Origin of the sequence: Pseudomonas sp. REP124, assembly GCF_020164475.1 — a bacterium.
In the GTDB taxonomy this organism is placed as follows: domain Bacteria; phylum Pseudomonadota; class Gammaproteobacteria; order Pseudomonadales; family Pseudomonadaceae; genus Aquipseudomonas.
Genome location: NZ_JAIQWX010000014.1, coordinates 25,970 through 47,213 on the forward strand (window position 1 = coordinate 25,970; position 21,244 = coordinate 47,213).

Below are 21,244 nucleotides of genomic sequence, written 5' to 3' on the forward strand. Positions count from 1 at the left end.
GCTGCCGCGCCCACCCGTGCAGGGTCAAACCTTGGCGGCGACCTGTGTCGATTTGCTACGTGGACGCAATTGCGCCGCGGCCATGGCAGCGTCGGTGACGCCGGTCTCGGCGCGCATGCCGGCGGCGAGAAACGGCACCATCAGGCGCATGACCTGCTCGATGGAGGTGTTCACACCGAAGTCGGTTTCGGCAATGGCACGCAATGCCTTGATACCCGACATGCTGAACGCAGCGGCACCGAGCATGAAGTGCACGCGCCAGAACAGCTCGATCGGCGGAATACGCGGCGCAGCCTCGTTTACCAGCATCATGTAACGGCGGAAAACCTTGCCGTACATGTCTTCCAGATAACGACGCAAATGCCCCTGGCTCTGGCTGAAGGCCAGGCCGAGCAAGCGCATGAAGATCGAGAGATCGTTGCCACTGCGGGGCTGCACCACCAGAGCCTGTTCGACCAGGATTTCCAGCAGTTCTTCGAGGGAAGGCTTGATTTCAGGTTTGGCCTGGCGCCGCTCCAGCTCTTTATCGAGGCTGATGCAGAATGGCCCGAGAAAACGCGAAAAGACCGCTTGAATCAGCGCCTTTTTCGATCCGAAGTGATAGTTCACCGCAGCCAGGTTGACACCGGCCTTGCTGGTGATCAGACGCAATGAGGTTTCGGCGAAACCTTTTTCCGCGAACAACTGCTCGGCAGCATCGAGAATGCGTTCAACGGTTTCCGACTGGGCCATGGCTACTCCGCCTGACAAACACTTGTTTGAAACATACGTTTCAAGCTATGTCTTGTCAAGTCTGGCAGTTCGTTTTGGGAATGGTCGGTCAGACATTTAACCATACAACCGCAAAGCTTCCATCCACCGGTTTCTCGACCGTCCGGCAGCCTGGAGAAAAAGGGGCATTGCCAAGACCGCTTCACTGTATATAATCCCAGTCACTGTATAAAAAAACAGAGCGATCAATATGCTAAAGCTGACGCCACGCCAAGCCGAGATTCTGGCTTTCATCAAACGCTGCCTGGAAGACAACGGCTACCCTCCGACCCGCGCGGAAATCGCTCAGGAACTGGGTTTCAAATCGCCAAACGCTGCTGAAGAACACCTCAAGGCGCTGGCCCGCAAGGGCGCCATCGAAATGACCCCGGGCGCGTCCCGCGGCATCCGTATCCCTGGCCTAGAAGCCAAGGCCGACGACTCCACCCTGCCCATCATCGGACGCGTAGCTGCCGGCGCACCGATCCTGGCCCAGCAGCACGTCGAAGAGTCCTGCAACATCAATCCTTCCTTCTTTCATCCCCGCGCCGACTATCTGTTGCGAGTGCACGGCATGAGCATGAAGGACGTGGGCATTTTCGACGGTGACCTGCTGGCCGTGCACACCACTCGCGAGGCCCGCAACGGCCAGATCGTGGTGGCGCGCATCGGCGATGAAGTGACCGTCAAGCGCTTCAAGCGTGACGGCAGCAAGGTCTGGCTGATCGCCGAGAACCCGGAATTCGCCCCTATCGAAGTGAACCTCAAGGATCAGGATCTGGTGATCGAAGGTTTGAGTGTCGGCGTCATTCGCCGCTAACGGAGGCTTTATGCATTTCCCGCACACATCACCACAGCAAGCCCAACTGCCGTTGCTGTTCGAGGCATTCCTGGCCCAGCCTCTGGCGCCGATCCTGGAGGAAGTGGTCGAGTCGCCCTGGAGCGCCGAACCCGAGGTCTTCAGTGAGCTGTCTCTACGTGGTGCGGCGGGGAATTGCCTGAACCTGCTGGCCCCGATCCTCAGGGAACTGAGCCAGGACAAGGACGCACGCTGGCTGACCCTGATCGCCCCGCCCGCCAGCGTGACCCAGGCGTGGCTTCGGGATGCCGGCCTCAATCGCGAACGCATCCTGCTGCTGCAACCGAGTGGCACCCAGAGCGCCCAGCAATTGACCTGCGAAGCCTTGCGTCTCGGTCGCAGTCATACAGTCGTCAGCTGGCTCAACCCGCTGAGCACCAGCGCGCGCCAACAACTGATCAGCGCCGCCCGGACCGGGGACGCACAAAGCCTGAATATTCGATTGGGTTAACGTCGCGCCTGAAACGGCGCAGGGCTTCTCCTGGGGCAGAGAAGCCGATCTGTGGCGGTATTGGCAGAAACCGACGGGCGGGATCAGTGCAGGACCCGCGGCCCCTCATCTTTTTCCAGTTCGCCTTCAACCAGGCGCCCGGCCATCTGCACACCAACGCTCAGCATCGCCTTGGCGACTTCGACATGCTGGCCTTGCAGGAACGCCTTGGCATCCTCCGAGAAATCCAAAGTAACCAGAGAACCCTCGTCCTCGGCCCTGCGCAGCTCGATTCGGCCGTCTGGTAACTCGACAATTTCTAAAAAGGACGTTGGCATAAAGGTGTGTTCTCCAGGAAAGGCGGGGATTATATAGCCATCAATCGGGCTTCGCTCGGGATCTTGACCAGCTGCCACCACGAAGAGAAATTTCCGACAACTCTCTTCCCTCGAATGGCAGCCTTTGCGTGCCGCCCGTCAAAGACCCCTGACCCTCAGCATTCGTTCAAGCCTTCTCGAAAACGCAGCGCCAGGCTCTTGAGGTTCTGGCGCCAGCTCTCCAGTTCTTCACGGCTCAACTCATCGGGCGTTTCTTCTTCGTCGAGGTTCACCGCCTGAATCAAAGGCTGCGTGACGTCGCCCTTGGGCTTGCGGGGCGCACGAGGCGGCTGGAACAGCGCCGAGTGGGCCGCGAGCAGTCTGGCCAGCCAGGTTTCTGGATTGTTGGCCAGCTCGATCATCTCGGCCAATTCGGGAATGGCGATGGTTTCCAGCACTTCCCGAGTCAGCAGCGTTTCCGCGCGCTGGGAATTGGCCTGTGGCAGGCGATAGAACCCGGCGATTTCATGGCACAGACCCAACAGGGCGCCATACAGATGAAACAACGCCGATTCGCGACCCGCCTGAATCAGCGCCAGGGAATTCATCGACCGCGCCTCTTCAGCCTTGGCCAGCGCTTCCAGCGAAAGGCCGGCAAAATAAATCTTCTGGTTGGTACGGGTATAGAGTTCGTGGGCCATGACGGCAGCCTCCACAACGAAATGATGCATCACGCAGGTCGAACAGTGTCGGGGATCAACCGAGTCCACCGCAAGCGCAAAAAAAGGCCGCATGGTGACATGCGGCCTTTTCGGTTCAGCTCAGATCAAGACTTTGCGGCAGGCCGCTTGTCTTCAACGGTCCACTTGCCACCGTCGTAATACGCTTTCCAGCCGGTCGGCTTGCCGTCGACTTCGGTCTGCACGTATTGCTCCTTGGTCTTGCGGCTGTAGCGGATCACCGCAGGCAGGCCATCCGGATCTTTCTTCGGTGCTTCACACAGGAAGTGATACTTCGGATCGATCTCGTCCTTGTGCGGGATGATCTCGGACACCAGCGGCGCACGGGTCTCGCGGTTTTTCGGGAACTGGCTGGCTGCCAGGAACAGGCCGGAAGCACCGTCGCGCAGGATGTAGGTGTCGTTGACCTTTTCGCATTTCAGCTCAGGCATCTTCACCGGGTCCATCTTCGGCGGCGCCGCATCACCGCTCTTCAGCAGTTTGCGGGTGTTCTTGCAGGTCGGGTTGGTGCAACCGAAGAACTTGCCGAAACGACCGGTCTTGAGTTGCATCTCGCTGCCACACTTGTCGCATTCCAGGCTCGGGCCTTCATAGCCCTTGATGCGATAGGTGCCCTCCTCGATCTCGTAGCCTGCGCAATCCGGGTTGTTACCGCAGATGTGCAGCTTGCGCTTCTCGTCGAGCAGATAGGCATCCATCGCCGTGCTGCAGATCGGGCAACGGTGTTTGCCACGCAGTACCAGCGATTCCGACTCACCTTCGTCGTCCGCGGCGATTTCATCGCCCGGCACCAGGTTGACGGTGGCCTTGCAGCGCTCTTTCGGTGGCAGGCTGTAGCCCGAGCAGCCGAGGAACACGCCGGTCGACGCGGTACGGATCTGCATCGGACGACCGCAGGTGGTGCACGGAATGTCGGTCATGACCGGCTGGTTGGCACGCATGCCGTTGTCCGGGCTCTCGGCCACTTCGAGCTTCTTCTTGAAGTCGCCGTAGAACTCGTCCAGTACGTTCTTCCAGTCGCGTTCGCCCTGGGCCACGTCATCGAGGTGCTCTTCCATGCCGGCGGTGAAGCCGTAGTCCATCAGGTTGGAGAAGCTCTCGGCCAGACGCTCGGTGACAATGTCGCCCATCTTTTCCGAGTAGAAACGACGGTTGTGCAGCGCCACGTAGCCGCGGTCCTGGATGGTGGAAATGATCGCCGCATAGGTCGAAGGACGACCGATACCGCGCTTTTCCATCTCCTTGACCAGGCTGGCTTCGGAGTAACGCGCCGGCGGCTTGGTGAAGTGCTGGGTCGGATCAAGCTGGATCAGCTTCATCGCATCGCCCTGGGCCATGTCCGGCAGCACGTCATCATCGCCCGGCTTGGCGATTTGCGGCATCACGCGGGTGTAGCCGTCGAACTTGAGGATACGGCCCTTGGCACGCAGCTCGAAGTCGCCGGCAGCGACGGTGACCGTAGTCGACAGGTATTGCGCAGGCAACATCTGGCAAGCGAGGAACTGGCGCCAGATCAGCTCGTAGAGACGCTCGGCATCGCGCTCCATGCCCGACAGCTTGGCCGGCGTGGTATTGGCGTCGGAAGGACGAATCGCTTCGTGAGCCTCTTGTGCGCCTTCCTTGCTGCTGTAGACGTTCGGAGTTTCGGGCAGGTACTTCTTGCCGAATTCGTCTTCAATATAAGTACGCGCCATCGCCACGGCATCGGCCGAGAGGTTGGTGGAGTCCGTACGCATATAAGTGATGTAGCCGGCTTCGTACAGACGCTGGGCCATCATCATGGTTTTCTTCACACCGAAGCCCAGGCGGTTGCTCGCGGCCTGTTGCAGGGTGGAGGTAATGAACGGTGCCGACGGCTTGCTGCTGGTCGGTTTGTCTTCACGCTTGACGATGCTGTAGCTGGAAGCCTTGAGCTTTTCCAGCGCGGCCATGGCCTGGGCTTCGTTCAGCGGCTTGAAGGCTTCGCCTTTCTCGCGAGCGACTTCGAAACGCACGGATGCGCCTTTGGCGGTGCCCAGGTCAGCGTGGACTTCCCAGTACTCTTCCGGGATGAACGCGCGGATTTCACGCTCACGCTCGACCACCAGCTTTACCGCAACCGACTGCACGCGACCGGCAGACAGGCCGCGAGCGATCTTGGCCCAGAGCAGCGGCGAAACCATGTAACCCACAACGCGGTCGAGGAAACGACGCGCCTGCTGGGCGTTTACACGGTCGATGTCCAGCTCGCCAGGCTCGGAGAAGGCTTCCTGGATGGCTTTCTTGGTGATTTCGTTGAACACCACCCGCTTGTAGCGGCTGTCGTCCCCACCGATGGCTTCGCGCAGGTGCCAGGCAATGGCTTCCCCCTCGCGATCCAAGTCGGTTGCGAGATAGATGGTGTCAGCATCCTTGGCGAGCCGGCGCAGCTCTTCGATGACCTTTTCCTTGCCTGGAAGGATCTCGTACTTGGCTTTCCAGCCATGATCGGGATCGACCCCCATGCGAGCGACCAGCTGCTTGCGTGCCTTTTCTTTCGGCGACAGCGCCGGCGCTTCGCCCCCAGCAGCCTTGCCGCGCTTGGCGGCAGGCTCTTTGGCGGCGCTAGCCGAACCGCTGGTGGGCAGGTCTCGGATATGGCCGATACTCGACTTCACCACGTATTGGTTGCCCAGATACTTGTTGATGGTCTTGGCCTTAGCCGGGGATTCCACAATGACCAGCGATTTGCCCATGGATCAGAAAATTCCTGAATTCTAGAAGTGAAAGGCGGTTGGCGCCTGACGCGGCACCGCTATATATAGTGGCTACAAGGTGAGGTCAAGCGCAGGGTTTTGCGCGCACTCAGCTCATGGCTTGTTAAAAACACTCTCTTCGGCCTGCACCAAAGCAAAGCGTGGCACCTGCTCGCCGTCAACTTCGACCGACTCCAGGAACATGCTCAAGGGACGTACCCAAAAGCCGTAATCGCCATACAGGGCTTGGTAAAAGACCACTTCTTCCTCGGTCTCGGAATGCCGCGCGACACTGAATACGCGGTACTGCGGACCTTTGTAATGTTGGTAGAGCCCTGGTTGTATCGGCATGCTTCGGCCCTCACTCAAATTTTTTCAAAATAAAAACAAATTAAACCCGGAAAAACAAAAACCGGGGCACTTGGCCCCGGCTTCCGTCAACGACTCGCTTAAACGCGTTCGAAGACGGTGGTGATGCCCTGGCCGAGGCCAATGCACATGGTGGCTACCCCGAGGGTACCGCCATTTTGCTTCATCACATTGAGCAAAGTGCCGGAGATACGGGCACCTGAGCAACCGAACGGGTGACCCAGGGCGATCGCGCCGCCGTGCAGGTTAACCTTCTCGTTCATCTTGTCGAGCACTTTCAGGTCTTTCAGCACTGGCAGGGCCTGTGCGGCGAAAGCTTCGTTGAGCTCGAAGAAGTCGATATCGTTGATAGCAAGGCCTGCGCGCTTCAGTGCTTTTTGTGTAGCCGGTACTGGACCATAGCCCATGATCGCCGGATCCACACCTGCCACTGCCATCGAACGGATCACCGCCATCGGCTGGATCCCCAGGTCCTGTGCACGCTGCGCCGACATCACGATCATGCACGAAGCACCATCGGTGATCTGCGACGAAGTACCGGCAGTCACGGTACCACCTTTAGGGTTGAACGCCGGCTTCAGAGTCGCCAGGCTTTCCAGGGTAGTTTCCGGACGAATGGTTTCGTCGTAGTCGAACAGTTTCAGGAAACCGTTCTCGTCATAGCCCTGCATCGGGATGATTTCGTCCTTGAACTTGCCTTCCACGGTCGCCTTGTGGGCGAGTTGGTGGGAGCGCAGACCAAAGGCGTCCTGCTGTTCGCGGGTAATGCCGTGCATTTTGCCGAGCATTTCCGCGGTGAGGCCCATCATGCCCGAAGCTTTTGCCGCGTACAGCGACATGTGCGGGTTCGGATCGACACCGTGCATCATGCTCACGTGGCCCATATGCTCGACGCCACCAACGACGAAAACGTCACCGTTGCCGGTCATGATCGCCTGCGCAGCGGTGTGCAGGGCGCTCATGGACGAGCCACACAGACGGCTGACGGTCTGGGCGGCCGAGGTGTGCGGGATCTGGGTCATCAGCGACGCCATGCGCGCGATGTTCCAGCCCTGCTCCAGGGTCTGGTTCACGCAACCCCAGATCACGTCCTCGACTTCGTTCGGGTCGATCTTGGTATTGCGTTCCAGCACTTTGCTGATCAGGTGCGCCGACATGTCTTCGGCACGGGTGTTGCGGTGCATGCCGCCCTTGGAGCGGCCCATCGGAGTACGACCGAAGTCGACAATCACGACGTCTCTAGGATTCAAGCTCATAAGTTCACTCTCACTCTAGTTGGGGGCGCTTAACCGAAGAAGCTCTGGCCGTTCTTGGCCATTTCGCGCAGCTTCGCGGTCGGGTGGTACAGCGCGCCCAAATCAGCGTACTGGTCAGCCAGGGCAACGAACTCGGCCACACCGATCGAATCGATGTAGCGCAGCGCACCGCCACGGAATGGAGGGAAACCAATACCGTAGACCAGACCCATGTCGGCTTCGGCGGCGGTTTCGACGATGCCGTCTTCCAGGCAGCGTACGGTTTCCAGGCACAGCGGGATCATCATCCAGTTGATGATGTCTTCGTCAGTGACTTCACGCTGTTCGAAGACAACTGGCTTGAGCACTTCAAGCACCGACGGATCGACGACTTTCTTCTGCTTGCCCTTCTTGTCGGCCTCGTAGGCGTAGAAACCCTTGCCGTTCTTCTGACCCAGACGATTGGCTTCGTACAGCGCGTCTACAGCCGAACGAGTGTCGTCTTTCATGCGGTCAGGGAAACCTTCAGCCATGACGTCGCGACCGTGGTGGCCGGTGTCGATGCCGACCACGTCCATCAGGTACGCCGGGCCCATCGGCCAGCCGAATTTTTCCATGACCTTGTCGATGCGCACGAAGTCGACACCGGCGCTGACCAGTTTGGCGAAACCGCCGAAGTACGGGAACAGGACGCGGTTGACCAGGAAGCCCGGGCAGTCGTTGACCACGATCGGGTTCTTGCCCATTTTCTTGGCGTAGGCAACGGTGGTGGCAACGGCCAGTTCGCTGGACTTCTCGCCACGGATCACTTCCACCAGCGGCATCATGTGCACCGGGTTGAAGAAGTGCATGCCGACGAAGTTTTCCGGATGCTTGAGGGCCTTGGCCAGCAGGCTGATGGAAATGGTCGAGGTGTTGGAAGCGAGGATGGTGCCTTCCTTGACCTGGGATTCGACTTCGGCCAGAACGGCTTGCTTGACCTTAGGGTTCTCGACGACCGCTTCAACCACCAGGTCCACGTGACCGAAATCACCGTAGGACAGGGTCGGGCGAATGCCGTTGAGCACTTCAGCCATTTTCGCGGCGGTCATGCGGCCTTTTTCGACACGACCAACCAGCAGTTTGGCGGCTTCGGCCAGCCCCTGCTCGATACCGTGCTCGTTGATGTCCTTCATCAGGATCGGCGTGCCTTTGGAAGCCGACTGATAAGCGATACCGCCACCCATGATGCCGGCGCCCAATACGGCGGCCTGCTTCACGTCCTTGGCGATTTCGTCGTAGGCCTTGGCCTTTTTCTTCAGTTCCTGATCGTTCAGGAACAGACCGATCAGGCTTTGTGCAGCCGGGGTCTTGGCCAGCTTCACGAAACCGGCGGCTTCGACTTCCAGCGCCTTGTCACGACCGAAGTTCGCGGCTTTCTGGATGGTCTTGATCGCTTCGACCGGTGCCGGGTAGTTAGGACCCGCCTGACCGGCTACGAAACCCTTGGCGGTTTCGAAAGCCATCATTTGCTCGATGGCGTTGAGCTTGAGCTTTTCCAGCTTCGGCTGGCGCTTGGCCCTGTAATCGAACTCGCCGGAAATGGCGCGCTTGATCAGTTCCAGCGCAGCTTCCTGCAATTTCTCAGGGGCAACCACGGCATCGACGGCGCCGACTTTCAGCGCGTCTTCGGCACGGTTTTCCTTGCCGGCGGCAATCCATTCGATGGCGTTGTCGACACCGATCAGACGCGGCATGCGCACGGTACCGCCGAAGCCCGGGTAGATGCCCAGCTTGACTTCCGGCAGGCCGATCTTGGCGTTGGTGGACATGACGCGGTAGTCCGCGGCCAGGCACATTTCCAGACCGCCACCCAGCGCAATGCCATTGATCGCGGCAACGGTCGGAACGTTGAGGTCTTCGAAATCGCTGAAAATCTTGTTGGCTTCCAAATTGCCAGCAACCAGCTCTGCATCCGGCAGCTTGAAGTTCTCGACAAATTCGGTGATGTCGGCGCCGACGATGAACACGTCCTTGCCACTGCTGACGATCACGCCCTTGATCGAAGCATCTGCCTTGATGGCGTCCACGGCCTGACGCAGTTCGTTCAGGGTTAGACGGTTGAACTTGTTGACGGACTCACCCTTGAGGTCGAACTTCAGTTCGACGATACCACTTTCAAGAGCCTTAACCGTGATGGCTTTACCTTCGTAAATCATCAACTGATCTCCACGATATGGAAGCTGAACAGTACACGTCGGAAGCAGGCGAAGGGCTGGCAGGGACGTCTTTCGTCGATGCTACGCCTATCCACCCGGCACACCCGCCAACGCGATAGTCGGGATTCTGTAGGAGCGGTTTAAAAACAAACGCTCAATTCATACGCCCGTTTGATTTGGGTACGCCACCTTCACGGAATTTCCGCCAATTGTCAATCGCCCAAAATGCGGGTTGAAATGCGACTTTGCGGTCATTTCTGTAGGACAACGACCTAAAACATGCGTTTGCATGTAGAGACATTCATAGGATCAATCATTAGAAAAGTCGCCCTAATTCGCGGCAGCCTTTATTTAACAAGCTACGCTGGCGAAACCTCAGAAGGGATTTGTACGCCACTGGCGAATGCCGGACGCGAGATGAAACAAAATTAATTTACCGGCCTGCCTGGCCATCCCGCCCGATGATGTTGTCGGGCTTTTTATTTTCGCTTTCTGCTTTGTGTAGGAGCGAGCTTGCTCGCGATGGTGGACGCTACACCGCGGGGCATCAGGCTCCCAGCGTTATCGTTGACGTCCATCGCGAGCATGCTCGCTCCTACAGGGGTCTGCTACGCCAATGCCTTGAGAGTGGCATCGATGTGCTGCAAGACCTCGGCCTCGCCCTTCTCGCCCCAATACAGGGCGATCATCTGTTTGTCGGCCTCGACCTTGTAGACATTGCCCGGAAACTTTTCGAAATGATCGAGCAGCGCCCGATCCTCGCAAGGCTCCTGCCACTGGTTCACCCACAAGCCCGGTGATTTTTGCCAGAAACTCCAGCAGGCCGGCTGGGTACCGCGTCTGGGCCGGTGGTACTGCGCACACGGGTTTGGCGGCTCCTGACTGAGCCAGTGCGGCCATTCCTGAGGGGCGAGTTGCATTGCCAGGCCGATGCGTCGCGCTTCCATGCGCAGGGCCATGCGACCACTCTGATGGCGCGAGGGGCGCAACCATGCCAGGGGGCTGAGAACCACCAGCAGGATTGACACCACTATCCAGACCGTCATATCTGTACTCCCGATTTTGAATGAGCGGATTGAGTCACTTTGGAACCAATGCGCTTGAAACCAGCCATACTTACCAATATTGCGTTTCTCAGGAGGAGCACCTCATGCCCTACGATCATATTCTGGTCGCTGTAGATCTCACCGAAGAGTGCGACCCTGTCATCCACCGCGCTCGCGAACTGGCGGTCGGCAACGGCGCAAAATTGTCCATGGTTCACATCGTCGAGCCAATGGCCATGGCCTTTGGCGGTGACGTGCCGATGGACCTGTCACAACTGCAACAGCAGCAGTTCGACCAGGCCAAGGAGCGCCTCGATCGCCTGATCGTGAAGTATCCGGAGCTTTCCCGGGAAAACTGTCACCTGACCTACGGCCAGCCGCGCCAGGAGATTCACCACCTGGCCAAGGAACATAACTGCGACATGATCGTGGTGGGCAGTCACGGCCGACATGGCCTGGCATTGCTGCTGGGCTCTACCGCCAATGACGTCCTGCACGGCGCGCCTTGCGATGTGCTGGCGGTGCGCCTGCAAAGCAAAAACTGATCTCGACCTCTGTAGGAGCGAGCACGCTCGCGATGGTAGACAGAGCACCGCGGGGTTTCAGGTAGCCAGCGTCATCGTTGGCGACCATCGCGAGCAAGCTCGGCTCCTACAGATACAGGGATCGGGTCAGACGTGAAAAAGCCCGGCGCTCATCGCTGAACGCCGGGCTTTTTCATGGCCGGATCAATCACGCATCCAGTTCGGCCCAGCGCTCGACCATCACGTCGAGTTCAGCCTGCAACTGCGCCAGCTGAGCGATCACCGCAGCTGTCTCGGTCGCCGGACGCAGATAGAAACCGGCATCCGCCATCTGCGCTTCAACGGCAGCGATCTGCTGCTCCATGTCGTCAATCTGCCCTGGCAACGCTTCCAGTTCACGCTGCAACTTGTAGCTGAGCTTCTTCTTTGCCGCCGGTGCTTCGGCAACTGGCGCAACCGGTGCCGGTTCAGCCTTGACGATCGCGGAGTTCAAATCGGCTTTGCCGGACTTGCTTTCCGTCACGCCCAACAGGCGCGGCGAGCCGCCCTGACGCAGCCAGTCCTGGTAACCGCCGACGTACTCGCGAATCTTGCCTTCGCCTTCGAACACCAGGGTGCTGGTCACCACGTTATCAAGGAATGCCCGGTCGTGGCTGACCATCAATACGGTGCCGCTGAAAGTCAGCAACACTTCTTCCAACAGTTCCAGGGTTTCAACGTCGAGGTCGTTGGTCGGTTCGTCGAGGACCAGCAGGTTCGCCGGCTTGCTGAACAGCTTGGCCAGCAACAGACGGGCACGCTCACCACCTGACAACGCCTTGACCGGCGTGCGGGCACGCTGCGGGCTGAACAGGAAATCGCCGAGGTAGCTCAGCACGTGGCGGCTCTGGCCGTCGATATCGATGAAGTCGCGACCTTCGGCGACGTTGTCGATCACGGTTTTTTCCAGATCCAGCTGGTGACGCAGCTGGTCGAAGTAGGCCACGTCGATCTTCGTGCCCTCTTCCACCTTGCCGCTGGTGGGCTGCAAGCCGCTGAGCATCAGTTTGAGCAGCGTGGTCTTGCCGGTACCGTTGGCGCCGAGCAGACCGATACGGTCGCCGCGCTGCAGGACCATGGAGAAATCCTTGATCAGGAACGGACCGTCCGGGTGGGCGAAGCTCACGTTCTCCAGCACCATCACCTGCTTGCCGGATTTTTCCGCCGTGTCCAACTGAATGTTGGCCTTGCCGGTACGCTCACGACGCTCGCTGCGCTCGACGCGCAGTGCCTTGAGGGCGCGAACTCGGCCTTCGTTACGGGTACGCCGGGCCTTGATGCCCTGGCGAATCCACACTTCTTCCTGGGCCAGGCGCTTGTCGAACAGCGCGTTGGCGGTGGCTTCGGCGGCCAGCTCCGCTTCTTTATGCACCAGGAAGCTGGCGTAGTCGCCGTTCCAGTCAATCAGCCCGCCGCGATCCAGTTCGAGGATGCGGGTGGCGAGGTTTTGCAGGAAGGAACGGTCGTGAGTGATGAACAGCACGGCGCCCTGGAAATCCTTCAGCGCTTCTTCGAGCCAGGCGATGGCGCCGATGTCCAGGTGGTTGGTCGGTTCGTCGAGCAACAGCAGATCCGGCTCGGACACCAGGGCCTGGGCCAGCAGCACGCGACGACGCCAGCCGCCGGACAGTTCGGCGAGGGTCTTGTCGGCCGGCAGTTGCAGGCGGCTGAGGGTGCTGTCGACCAGGGTCTGCAGACGCCAGCCGTCACGGGCTTCGAGGTCGTGCTGGACGTGCATCAGCTTTTCCAGATCGGCGTCGGTGACGATGTTCTGGCTCAGGTGGTGATATTCGGCCAGCAGCGCACCGACACCGTCCAGGCCCGCAGCCACGACGTCGAACACCGTCCGCTCGTCGGCTACCGGCAATTCTTGCGGCAATTCGCCGATCTTGAGCCCGGGCATGCGCCAAACGGAGCCGTCATCGGGCTTCTGGTCGCCCTTGACGAGCTTCATCATGCTGGACTTGCCAGTGCCGTTGCGGCCGATGATGCACACCCGCTCTCCACGGGCGATCTGCCAGGACACCTTGTCCAACAACGGCATAGCGCCGAAAGCAAGGGACACATCGCTGAATTTGAGCAGGGTCATGAGCTTCTCCAAAAACCGGGCGCGCATTCTACCTGAATCGAGGCTTCAGAAGGCCGGCAATTTCACTGTCGAAGCACTCTGCAGTACAAATGTTGCGAACTGATGCAGACAGGTCCGCAAACCTTTCACCGGCTGCTGGCAAAAGGCTAAGCTACGGATAATTCAGTGCCGGCATCGTCGACACTTGTCATGGTTTTTCTGTCCGGACGTCTCATGCGCAGTCGCCTTTTCAATCTTTTGTCGTGTTTTTTACTTTCTGCCGCTGCCGTTCAATCCGCCCAGGCAGTGGATCTGTCCACCCAACGCCAGTATTACGATGAAGCCAAACGCGCCCTGGCCAAGGGCGACACCGGTCCTTATTTCCGTTACAGCCAGGCCCTGGCCGACTATCCGCTGGAACCTTACCTGGCCTATGACGAGCTGACCGCGCGCCTGAAAACCGCGAGCAATGCCGAAATCGAAAAATTCCTCGCCGAACACGGCGACCTGCCCCAGGCCAACTGGATGAAGCTGCGCTGGTTGCGCTGGCTGGCGGATCGCGGCGACTGGGCGACCTTCGTCAAGTATTACGACCCGAAGATGAACTTCACTGAACTGGACTGCCTGAACGCGCAGTACCAGATCAGCCACAACCTCAAGGCCGAAGGTTACGCCAACGCCAACAAGCTCTGGCTGACCGGCAAATCCCAGCCAGCAGCCTGTGATGCGTTGTTCGGAATGTGGGCCGCCGAAGGCCAATTGACCGAACAGAAACGCTGGGAGCGCACCAAGCTTGCAGCCCAGACGCGCAACTACCCGCTGGCCACCAGCCTGGTAAACGGCCTGACCACCCTCGCCCCTCGCGGTCGTCTGCTGATCGACGTGGCGCAGAATCCCGAACTGCTCAATCAGCCGTCGCGCTTCACGCCGCCGGACGAGGCGATGTCGGACGTAGTCAGCCTTGGCCTGCGCCGTCTCGCCCGGCAGGACCCGGACCGGGCCATGAACCTGCTCGACAGCTACGCCAGCAGCATGCACTTCTCCCGCGATGAAAAAGTGGCGATCGCCCGGGAAATCGGCCTGACCCTCGCTCGCCGCTTCGACGCCCGCGCGCTGGACATGATGACCAAGTACGACCCGGAGTTGCGCGACAACACGGTGTCCGAATGGCGCATGCGCCTGCTCCTGCGCCTGGCTCGTTGGGATGATGCCTATCAGCTGACCCGTCGCCTCCCTCAGGACCTGGCCACCACCAATCGCTGGCGCTACTGGCAGGCCCGTAGTCTGGAACTGGCGCAGCCGCAGAATCCAGAAGTCCAAACTCTCTACAAGAACCTCGCTCGCGAGCGCGACTTCTACGGCTTTCTTGCCGCCGACCGTTCGCAATCGCCTTATTCGCTACTCAACAAGCCACTGGTGCTGAGCCAGGCCACCATCAATAAGGTGCGGAACACCCCTGGCATTCGTCGCGCCCTGGAATTCCATGCCCGCGGGCAGATCGTCGACGGTCGTCGCGAGTGGTATCACGTCAGCCGCCACTTCAGTCGTGACGAGATGGTCGCCCAGGCGAAACTGGCCTACGACCTGAAATGGTATTTCCCGGCGATTCGCACCATCAGTCAGGCCCAGTACTGGGATGATCTGGACATCCGTTTCCCGATGGCCTACCGCAACACACTGGTGCGTGAAGCGAAGAATCGCGGTCTGCACTCGAGCTGGGTGTTCGCCATTACCCGTCAGGAAAGTGCCTTCATGGACGACGCCCGCTCCGGTGTCGGTGCCTCCGGTCTGATGCAACTGATGCCCGCCACCGCCAAGGAAACTTCGCGCAAGTTCAGCATTCCCTACGCCTCGCCGCAGCAACTGTTCGACCCGGACAAGAACATCCAGCTCGGCGCCGCTTACCTGAGCCAGGTCCACAGTCAGTTCAACGGCAACCGCGTCCTCGCCTCCGCCGCCTACAACGCCGGCCCCGGCCGTGTTCGCCAATGGCTGCGCGGCGCGGACCACCTGAGTTTCGACGTGTGGGTGGAAAGCATTCCGTTCGACGAGACGCGGCAGTATGTGCAGAACGTGCTGTCTTATTCGGTGATCTACGGGCAGAAACTCAATTCGCCGCAGCCGCTGGTGGATTGGCATGAACGGTATTTTGATGATCAGTAATCGTTAAACGCCCTGCCCATGTAGGAGCTGTCGAGTGAAACGAGGCTGCGATCTTTCAAGATCAGAAGATCGCAGCCTGCGGCAGCTCCTACAGGTGAAGATCGAGTTCACTTTTGCCATCACTGAACTGCAACGCCGCCAATCGCGCATACAGCGCATTACTGGCAATCAACTCCTGATGCGTCCCCACCGCTACCAGTTTCCCTTGATCCATGACGGCAATGCGATCGGCATTCTTGACGGTCGCCAGTCGATGGGCGATGACCAGGGTGGTGCGGTTTTTCATGAGGCTAGGCAGCGCCTGCTGAATCAGGTGTTCGCTCTGGGCATCAAGGGCGCTGGTCGCTTCGTCGAGCAACAGAATCGGCGCATCCACCAGCAGCGCTCGGGCGATGGCCAGTCGTTGGCGCTGTCCACCGGACAAACCTAGCCCACCATCCCCCAGATGCGTCTGATAACCGTTGGGCATCGCCTGGATGAAGTCATGGGCATAGGCAATCTTTGCCGCTTCCTGAACTTCTTCCAAAGTCGCCGTCGGCTTGCCGTAGCGGATGTTGTCTTCGATGCTGCCGAAAAACAGCGCCGGGGTTTGCGAGACCAGGGCGAAGCAACGACGCAGGTCCAGTGGATCGAGTTGCTTCAGTGGCACGCCATCGAGCAGAAGGCGTCCTTCGGCGGGGTCGTAGAAACGCAGCAACAAGTCATACACCGTCGACTTGCCCGCACCGGACGGCCCGACCAGCGCCAGTGTCTCACCGGCCCTGACCGTCAGGCTCAAACCATCGACCGCATAGCTTTCCGGGCGTGACGGGTAGGAAAAGCGCACGTCCTGCAATTGCAAATTGCCCAGCACCCGCGCAGGCAGCTTCACCAGGTCGCTGGCCGGCGGCACGATGATGTTTTCCGAGCGCAGCAATTCCGCGATTCTTTCCGCCGCCCCTGCCGCCCGCTGCAATTCGCCGATCACCTCGCTCAAGGTGCCGAACGCACTGCCCACGATCAGGCTGTAGAAAACGAACGCCGCCAGCTCGCCCGCGGAAATCCGCCCGGCAATCACGTCCATGCCGCCCACCCAGAGCATCACGCCCACGGCGCCCAGCACCAGCAGGATCACCAGGGTGATCAGCCAGGCACGTTGAAAAATACGTTTACGCGCGGTGTTGAACGCCTCTTCCACGGTCGCGGCAAAACGTTGCTCGTCCTGCGCCTGATGGTTGTAGGCCTGCACGGTCTTGATCTGGCCGAGGGTTTCCGAAACGTAGCTGCCGATGTCGGCGATGCGGTCCTGGCTTAGCCGCGACAGATTGCGCACCCGTCGGCCGAAGATCAGGATCGGCGCGATGACTAGAGGCAAGGCGACGACCACGATGCTGGTGAGCTTGGGGTTGGTGACAAATAGCAGGACGATCCCGCCGATGACCATCAACAGGTTGCGCAGGAACATCGACAGCGAAGAGCCGATCACCGATTGCAGCAACGTGGTGTCAGCGGTCAGGCGTGACTGGATTTCCGAGCTGCGATTGTTTTCGTAGAAACCCGGATGCAGATAAATCAGATGGTTGAATACCCGCTGGCGGATGTCGGCGACGCAACGCTCGCCGATCCACGACACCAGGTAAAACCGTGCGAAGGTGCCCACCGCCAGGCCCATCACCAGCAGCATGAACAAGCCGATGGATTGATTGAGCAAGTGCGGTGACTGGGTCATGAAACCCTGATCCACCAGCAAGCGAATGCCCTGCCCCATGGACAGGGTGATGCCCGCCGTGACGATCAAGGCAAGCAAGGCACCCAGGGCGTGCCAGCGATACGGCGCGATGAAGCGGCTGGCGAGGCGAAGGGCGCGGCGGTGGCGAACTGAAAGCATCGGCATCATCCAACAGGAACAATTGACAGGTTCACCCTGCACCCGCTCAACGGAGCGGAACTCGGTGAATCACAATGAGTCAGGTTAATTATGACCGGCTATACCAGACCCTAGTCGTTATCGATCTAAAGTCCGGGTAGCAACGTCGAGTTATTTCTGGTGGACTGGTGTTGCCGCCATGAATTGATCGAAGGGAGTTGTCACAGCCCGGTCACCTGACGGTTCTACATTAGGCACACAACCTGAAGAGGAGACAGGCCATGTCCTTGCAAAACAGCAGCGAAGACAAAATTGAAGTGATCCGCACGCAGCCACACCAGTCTCTGGGTTGCTCGATTATCGATAAGGACGGGCGCGAAGTACCGATCACTGAAGACATGATCCAGAAAGCCTGCCGCGATCTGGACAAGCGATTGGTCAAGCCTGCCGAACAAAAGTGATATAGCCAACGTCTTCTGAACCCGGCCCTTGGTGGCCGGGTTTTTTATGGGTGTTTTCTGACAGATCTGCGGCGTCTGCATTCGCGAGCAAGTCGAATCGTCGCACCGCCGCTCCCACAATTTGATCGCATTCCACCTGAAGGAACCGGGTCAAATTGTGGGAGCGGGCTTGCTCGCGAAGAGGCCAACCTGGTCTCTAAACTGCCGACGCCCCCAACGCCGCCACAATCTGCCGCAATGCCGGGCTCTCGCCTTCGATCCGCACCTTCAATCCATCTATTTCCCGACGCGACGGGTAGTTCTTGCGCAAGGCATCGAACGCCGCCCGCTGCTGACTGACACTACCGACCAGACTGCGGCGGAAATCCGCGTCGTCACGGCGCGGGTCGTAGACGCCACGGCACAGCATCGCCAGCGCCCAGGCCGGATCGGTTTCGGCGTCCAGGGTCACTTGTGACAGCCAGGGTGCAGGCAGCAGATCGCTCAGATTGACCCGGGCCGGCTGGCCGAGGAAATCGCAATACGCCTGATAGATCTGCGCCGTGCCCCGCTGCTTGCCGTCGAGGCTGTAACCGGCAATGTGCGGCGTCGCCAACACACAGAGATCGGCCAGCGCCGCATCGACTTCCGGCTCGCCTTCCCAGACGTCCAGCACTGCTTGCAGGTCTTCCCGGTCCAGCAGCACATCGCGCAAAGCCGCGTTGTTGACCACCGGACCGCGGCTGGCATTGATCAGCCAGGCACCGGGTTTGAGTCGGTTCAGCTGCTTCTTGTCAAACAAATGCCAGGTCGACTGCGGGCCTTTTTTGGTCAGCGGCGTGTGCAGGCTGATCACGTCGCATTGCTCGATGATCTGTTCCAGGCTGACGTAATCGCCCCCTTCGGCGGCTTGCCGTGGCGGATCGCAGACCAGGGTTTTCCAGCCCAGACCCTGCAGGACCTTGACCAGACGCCCTCCGACCTGACCGGCCCCGACCACGCCGTAGGTGCGTTGAGTCAGGTCGACGCCTTCGATTTCGGACAGGGTCAGCAGGCTGCCGAGCACATAGTCGACCACCCCCCGGGCATTGCAGCCCGGTGCGCTGGACCAGGTGATGCCGGCCTGGGCGAAGTAATCCAGATCCAGGTGATCGGTGCCGATGGTGCAGGTGCCGACGAAGCGAACGTTGCTGCCCTCGAGCAGTGCGCGGTTGACGTTGGTCACCGAGCGCACCAGCAGCACATCGGCCTGCTCGACGGTGGCGCGGTCGATGGAACGTCCCGGCACCCGGCGGATTTCGCCGAAACCTTCAAAGAAGGCGTCGAGCAGGGGGATATTTTCGTCGGCAACAATCAGCATGGCAGGCTCCTTTGGCGGATCGGCAGTGTAGGCGGATAACGCCCGCCGCGCACCCCCGCCACATCGATGAAATCTCTCGCTTGATCGTTCCCACGCTCCGCGTGGGAATGCCTCATGTGACGCTCTGCGTCACGCTTTTAAAAAGGGACGCAGAGCGTCCCGGGCTGCATTCCCACGCGGAGCGTGGGAACGATCAGATCAGAAACCGAATGCGTAATTACAAATCCCCAACACAGTCTTTTCCTGACCATTGCGTCAAGGCGTAGAATGCGCCGCCTTGCGCATCAAAACCCTGGACGCTTTGCCTGTGAATTCCGTAACTGACACTTCCACCCAAATTCGCACCACGCCGGTTCGCGTCGAACTCAAGGGCCTGCTCGGGCTCGCCGTGCCGATCATGATCGCGCAGCTGGCCACCACGGCCATGGGCTTCGTCGACGCGGTCATGGCCGGGCGTGTCAGCCCGCGAGACCTGGCCTCGGTGGCGCTGGGCAACTCGATCTGGATTCCGGTTTACCTGTTGATGTCCGGCGTGCTGTTGGCCACCACCCCCAAGGTTGCCCAGCGTTTTGGCGCCGCGCAGTTCGACCAGATCGCTCCGCTGGTGCGCCAGGCCCTGTGGCTGGCGCTCTGTGTCGGATTGATCGGCAGCGGACTGCTGCTCAGCGCCGAGCCGATCCTGCACTGGATGAAGGTCGATCCGCAGTTGATCGAGCCGAGCATGGGCTACCTGCACGGCATCGCCTTCGGTTTTCCCGGCATTGCCTTTTATTACGTACTGCGCTGCTACAGCGATGGCATGGGCCGCACCCGCCCGAGCATGGTCATCGGCCTGTGCGGCCTGTTGCTGAACATCCCGCTCAACTATGCGCTGATTTATGGCCATTTCGGCTTGCCCGCATTGGGTGGTGTCGGTTGCGGTTGGGCCAGCGGCATCGTGATGTGGTTCATGGCCTTGAGCATGGCCGGCTGGACTTTCTGGGCGCCCTTCTATGCCCGCACCCGGGTCCTGGCGCGTTTCGATCGTCCACAATGGGCCGTGATCAAACGGTTGGTGAGCATCGGCCTGCCGATCGGCATCGCCGTGTTCGCCGAGTCCAGCATCTTCGCAGTCATCGCCCTGCTGATCGGCAGCCTCGGCCCGACGGTGGTCGCCGGGCACCAGATTGCTCTGAACATCAGTTCACTGCTGTTCATGATTCCGTATTCCCTGGGGATGGCGGTGACCGTGCGGGTCGGTCAGGCACTGGGCGCCGGCAATCCTTATCAGGCGCGCTTTGCGGCCAAGGTCGGACTGGGCGCGGCACTGGTGTTCGCGGCGTTCTCGGCCAGCCTGATCATGTTGCTGCGCGAACCGATCGCTTCGATCTACACCCCCGACAGGACGGTGATCCAGATCGCTTCGATGCTGATCGTGTATGCCGCGCTGTATCAGTTCTCCGATGCCATCCAGGTAATCTGCGCCGGAGCGCTGCGTGGCTATCAGGACACTCGGGTGACGATGATCCTGACGCTGTTCGCCTACTGGGGCATCGGTTTGCCGGTGGGTTATGTGCTGGGGTTGACCGACTTGTTCGGCCCGGCCAGCGGCCCGAGCGGGCTGTGGGAAGGTTTGATCGCGGGCTTGAGTTGCGCAGCGCTGATGCTGTCGATCCGCCTGACACGCAGTGCGCGCAAGCGGATTCGCAGCGGCCATTCGGCGGGCTGAGCCCTTTCCACAAAAACTCTGGAAGCTAAATAACTGTGGGAGCGAGCCTGCTCGCGATAGCGGTCAGTCAATCAACACCGATGTTGAATGGACCACCGCATCGCGAGCAGGCTCGCTCACACAGGGTTGGTGTCTGGTCTGGCCTTAGCCGGACTTCTTGCGAATCCAGTACAGATAGGTACCGGCGTCTTCGTGCTGCGCCACCAGTTCGTGGTCGAGAAACACGCAGAACTTGGGAATGTCGCGGCGGGTCGACGGGTCGGTGGCGATCACCTTGAGCAGACCGCCAGGCGCCAGGTCACGGATGTGCTGGTGCAGCATCATCACCGGCTCCGGACAGTTGAGGCCGGTGGCGTCGAGGGTGCCGTCTACCGGCGTATCAAGCATTTCACTCATGATTCACTCCTGAAACTGGCCGGCATTGTCGCGCATTGTCGG

Annotated in this window: 18 protein-coding genes; 6 read left to right on the forward strand and 12 right to left on the reverse strand. The window is 59.8% G+C overall.

Translation table 11 applies throughout. The features are described from left to right. Window positions 1-24: 24 nt before the first annotated feature. Window positions 25-732 carry a transcriptional regulator PsrA gene (gene psrA, locus K9857_RS05730; protein WP_175377992.1) on the reverse strand — a complete coding sequence of 236 codons (708 nt, stop codon included), beginning with the start codon at window positions 730-732 and terminating at the stop codon, window positions 25-27. 229 nt (window positions 733-961) lie between these two features. On the opposite strand from psrA, the gene lexA reads away from it, so the two are divergent. Both lexA and sulA read left to right on the forward strand, forming a co-directional pair. Continuing rightward, a complete protein-coding gene (gene lexA, locus K9857_RS05735; RefSeq protein ID WP_175377991.1) occupies window positions 962-1,570 on the forward strand; it encodes a transcriptional repressor LexA in 609 nt (202 codons plus the stop codon). A gap of 10 nt (window positions 1,571-1,580) precedes the next feature. Next, complete coding sequence (gene sulA / locus K9857_RS05740; protein ID WP_224533887.1) at window positions 1,581-2,060, forward strand: SOS-induced cell division inhibitor SulA; 480 nt, start codon at window positions 1,581-1,583, stop codon at window positions 2,058-2,060. 83 nt (window positions 2,061-2,143) lie between these two features. Here sulA and K9857_RS05745 read toward each other — a convergent pair whose 3' ends face one another. The 7 genes from K9857_RS05745 to K9857_RS05775 all read right to left on the reverse strand — a co-directional run bounded on the left by K9857_RS05745 (window position 2,144) and on the right by K9857_RS05775 (window position 10,658). Continuing rightward, the gene (locus K9857_RS05745) at window positions 2,144-2,377 is read right to left on the reverse strand and encodes a hypothetical protein (protein WP_224533888.1); all 234 of its coding nucleotides are present in this window, start codon (window positions 2,375-2,377) and stop codon (window positions 2,144-2,146) included. 155 nt (window positions 2,378-2,532) lie between these two features. Beyond that, window positions 2,533-3,057, reverse strand: a complete 525-nt coding sequence (locus tag K9857_RS05750) for a DUF6586 family protein (protein ID WP_224533889.1) — start codon at window positions 3,055-3,057, stop codon at window positions 2,533-2,535. Between the two features lie 125 nt (window positions 3,058-3,182). Continuing rightward, window positions 3,183-5,810 carry a type I DNA topoisomerase gene (gene topA / locus K9857_RS05755; RefSeq protein ID WP_224533890.1) on the reverse strand — a complete coding sequence of 876 codons (2,628 nt, stop codon included), beginning with the start codon at window positions 5,808-5,810 and terminating at the stop codon, window positions 3,183-3,185. 114 nt (window positions 5,811-5,924) lie between these two features. After that, window positions 5,925-6,161, reverse strand: a complete 237-nt coding sequence (locus tag K9857_RS05760) for a DUF1653 domain-containing protein (RefSeq protein WP_224533891.1) — start codon at window positions 6,159-6,161, stop codon at window positions 5,925-5,927. A 98-nt stretch (window positions 6,162-6,259) separates the two neighbouring features. Next, complete coding sequence (fadA, locus tag K9857_RS05765) at window positions 6,260-7,435, reverse strand: acetyl-CoA C-acyltransferase FadA (RefSeq protein ID WP_224533892.1); 1,176 nt, start codon at window positions 7,433-7,435, stop codon at window positions 6,260-6,262. Window positions 7,436-7,464: 29 nt separating this feature from the next. Beyond that, window positions 7,465-9,612, reverse strand: a complete 2,148-nt coding sequence (gene fadB / locus K9857_RS05770; protein ID WP_224533893.1) for a fatty acid oxidation complex subunit alpha FadB — start codon at window positions 9,610-9,612, stop codon at window positions 7,465-7,467. A gap of 608 nt (window positions 9,613-10,220) precedes the next feature. Further along, window positions 10,221-10,658, reverse strand: a complete 438-nt coding sequence (locus K9857_RS05775) for a hypothetical protein (RefSeq protein WP_224533894.1) — start codon at window positions 10,656-10,658, stop codon at window positions 10,221-10,223. 104 nt (window positions 10,659-10,762) lie between these two features. Here K9857_RS05775 and K9857_RS05780 point away from each other — a divergent pair, with 104 nt between their 5' ends. Continuing rightward, a complete protein-coding gene (locus K9857_RS05780; protein ID WP_224533895.1) occupies window positions 10,763-11,203 on the forward strand; it encodes a universal stress protein in 441 nt (146 codons plus the stop codon). 187 nt (window positions 11,204-11,390) lie between these two features. On the opposite strand, the gene K9857_RS05785 is transcribed toward K9857_RS05780, so the two are convergent. Beyond that, window positions 11,391-13,310 carry an ATP-binding cassette domain-containing protein gene (locus tag K9857_RS05785; protein ID WP_224533896.1) on the reverse strand — a complete coding sequence of 640 codons (1,920 nt, stop codon included), beginning with the start codon at window positions 13,308-13,310 and terminating at the stop codon, window positions 11,391-11,393. A 213-nt stretch (window positions 13,311-13,523) separates the two neighbouring features. Here K9857_RS05785 and K9857_RS05790 point away from each other — a divergent pair, with 213 nt between their 5' ends. Next, window positions 13,524-15,452 carry a transglycosylase SLT domain-containing protein gene (locus K9857_RS05790; protein ID WP_224533897.1) on the forward strand — a complete coding sequence of 643 codons (1,929 nt, stop codon included), beginning with the start codon at window positions 13,524-13,526 and terminating at the stop codon, window positions 15,450-15,452. An 88-nt stretch (window positions 15,453-15,540) separates the two neighbouring features. Here the strand turns inward: K9857_RS05790 and K9857_RS05795 are convergent, their stop codons facing one another. Beyond that, window positions 15,541-17,328: an ABC transporter transmembrane domain-containing protein gene (locus K9857_RS05795; protein WP_224533898.1), complete on the reverse strand. Its 1,788-nt coding sequence runs from the start codon at window positions 17,326-17,328 to the stop codon at window positions 15,541-15,543. A gap of 251 nt (window positions 17,329-17,579) precedes the next feature. Here K9857_RS05795 and K9857_RS05800 point away from each other — a divergent pair, with 251 nt between their 5' ends. Continuing rightward, window positions 17,580-17,759: a PA1571 family protein gene (locus K9857_RS05800; RefSeq protein ID WP_224533899.1), complete on the forward strand. Its 180-nt coding sequence runs from the start codon at window positions 17,580-17,582 to the stop codon at window positions 17,757-17,759. A gap of 196 nt (window positions 17,760-17,955) precedes the next feature. Here K9857_RS05800 and pdxB read toward each other — a convergent pair whose 3' ends face one another. Then, complete coding sequence (gene pdxB, locus K9857_RS05805; protein WP_224533900.1) at window positions 17,956-19,098, reverse strand: 4-phosphoerythronate dehydrogenase PdxB; 1,143 nt, start codon at window positions 19,096-19,098, stop codon at window positions 17,956-17,958. A gap of 307 nt (window positions 19,099-19,405) precedes the next feature. On the opposite strand from pdxB, the gene K9857_RS05810 reads away from it, so the two are divergent. Further along, on the forward strand, window positions 19,406-20,806 hold the full coding sequence (locus K9857_RS05810; protein WP_224533901.1) for an MATE family efflux transporter: 1,401 nt from the start codon (window positions 19,406-19,408) through the stop codon (window positions 20,804-20,806). 144 nt (window positions 20,807-20,950) lie between these two features. Here the strand turns inward: K9857_RS05810 and tusA are convergent, their stop codons facing one another. Beyond that, window positions 20,951-21,202: a sulfurtransferase TusA gene (gene tusA, locus K9857_RS05815; RefSeq protein WP_224533902.1), complete on the reverse strand. Its 252-nt coding sequence runs from the start codon at window positions 21,200-21,202 to the stop codon at window positions 20,951-20,953. Window positions 21,203-21,244: the final 42 nt, after the last annotated feature.

Coding starts and splice junctions, on each gene's coding strand:
- psrA (WP_175377992.1), bottom strand. CDS start 732: ATGGCCCAGTCGGAAACCGTTGAACGCATTCTCGATGCTGCCGAGCAG.
- lexA (WP_175377991.1), top strand. CDS start 962: ATGCTAAAGCTGACGCCACGCCAAGCCGAGATTCTGGCTTTCATCAAA.
- sulA (WP_224533887.1), top strand. CDS start 1,581: ATGCATTTCCCGCACACATCACCACAGCAAGCCCAACTGCCGTTGCTG.
- K9857_RS05745 (WP_224533888.1), bottom strand. CDS start 2,377: ATGCCAACGTCCTTTTTAGAAATTGTCGAGTTACCAGACGGCCGAATC.
- K9857_RS05750 (WP_224533889.1), bottom strand. CDS start 3,057: ATGGCCCACGAACTCTATACCCGTACCAACCAGAAGATTTATTTTGCC.
- topA (WP_224533890.1), bottom strand. CDS start 5,810: ATGGGCAAATCGCTGGTCATTGTGGAATCCCCGGCTAAGGCCAAGACC.
- K9857_RS05760 (WP_224533891.1), bottom strand. CDS start 6,161: ATGCCGATACAACCAGGGCTCTACCAACATTACAAAGGTCCGCAGTAC.
- fadA (WP_224533892.1), bottom strand. CDS start 7,435: ATGAGCTTGAATCCTAGAGACGTCGTGATTGTCGACTTCGGTCGTACT.
- fadB (WP_224533893.1), bottom strand. CDS start 9,612: ATGATTTACGAAGGTAAAGCCATCACGGTTAAGGCTCTTGAAAGTGGT.
- K9857_RS05775 (WP_224533894.1), bottom strand. CDS start 10,658: ATGACGGTCTGGATAGTGGTGTCAATCCTGCTGGTGGTTCTCAGCCCC.
- K9857_RS05780 (WP_224533895.1), top strand. CDS start 10,763: ATGCCCTACGATCATATTCTGGTCGCTGTAGATCTCACCGAAGAGTGC.
- K9857_RS05785 (WP_224533896.1), bottom strand. CDS start 13,310: ATGACCCTGCTCAAATTCAGCGATGTGTCCCTTGCTTTCGGCGCTATG.
- K9857_RS05790 (WP_224533897.1), top strand. CDS start 13,524: ATGCGCAGTCGCCTTTTCAATCTTTTGTCGTGTTTTTTACTTTCTGCC.
- K9857_RS05795 (WP_224533898.1), bottom strand. CDS start 17,328: ATGATGCCGATGCTTTCAGTTCGCCACCGCCGCGCCCTTCGCCTCGCC.
- K9857_RS05800 (WP_224533899.1), top strand. CDS start 17,580: ATGTCCTTGCAAAACAGCAGCGAAGACAAAATTGAAGTGATCCGCACG.
- pdxB (WP_224533900.1), bottom strand. CDS start 19,098: ATGCTGATTGTTGCCGACGAAAATATCCCCCTGCTCGACGCCTTCTTT.
- tusA (WP_224533902.1), bottom strand. CDS start 21,202: ATGAGTGAAATGCTTGATACGCCGGTAGACGGCACCCTCGACGCCACC.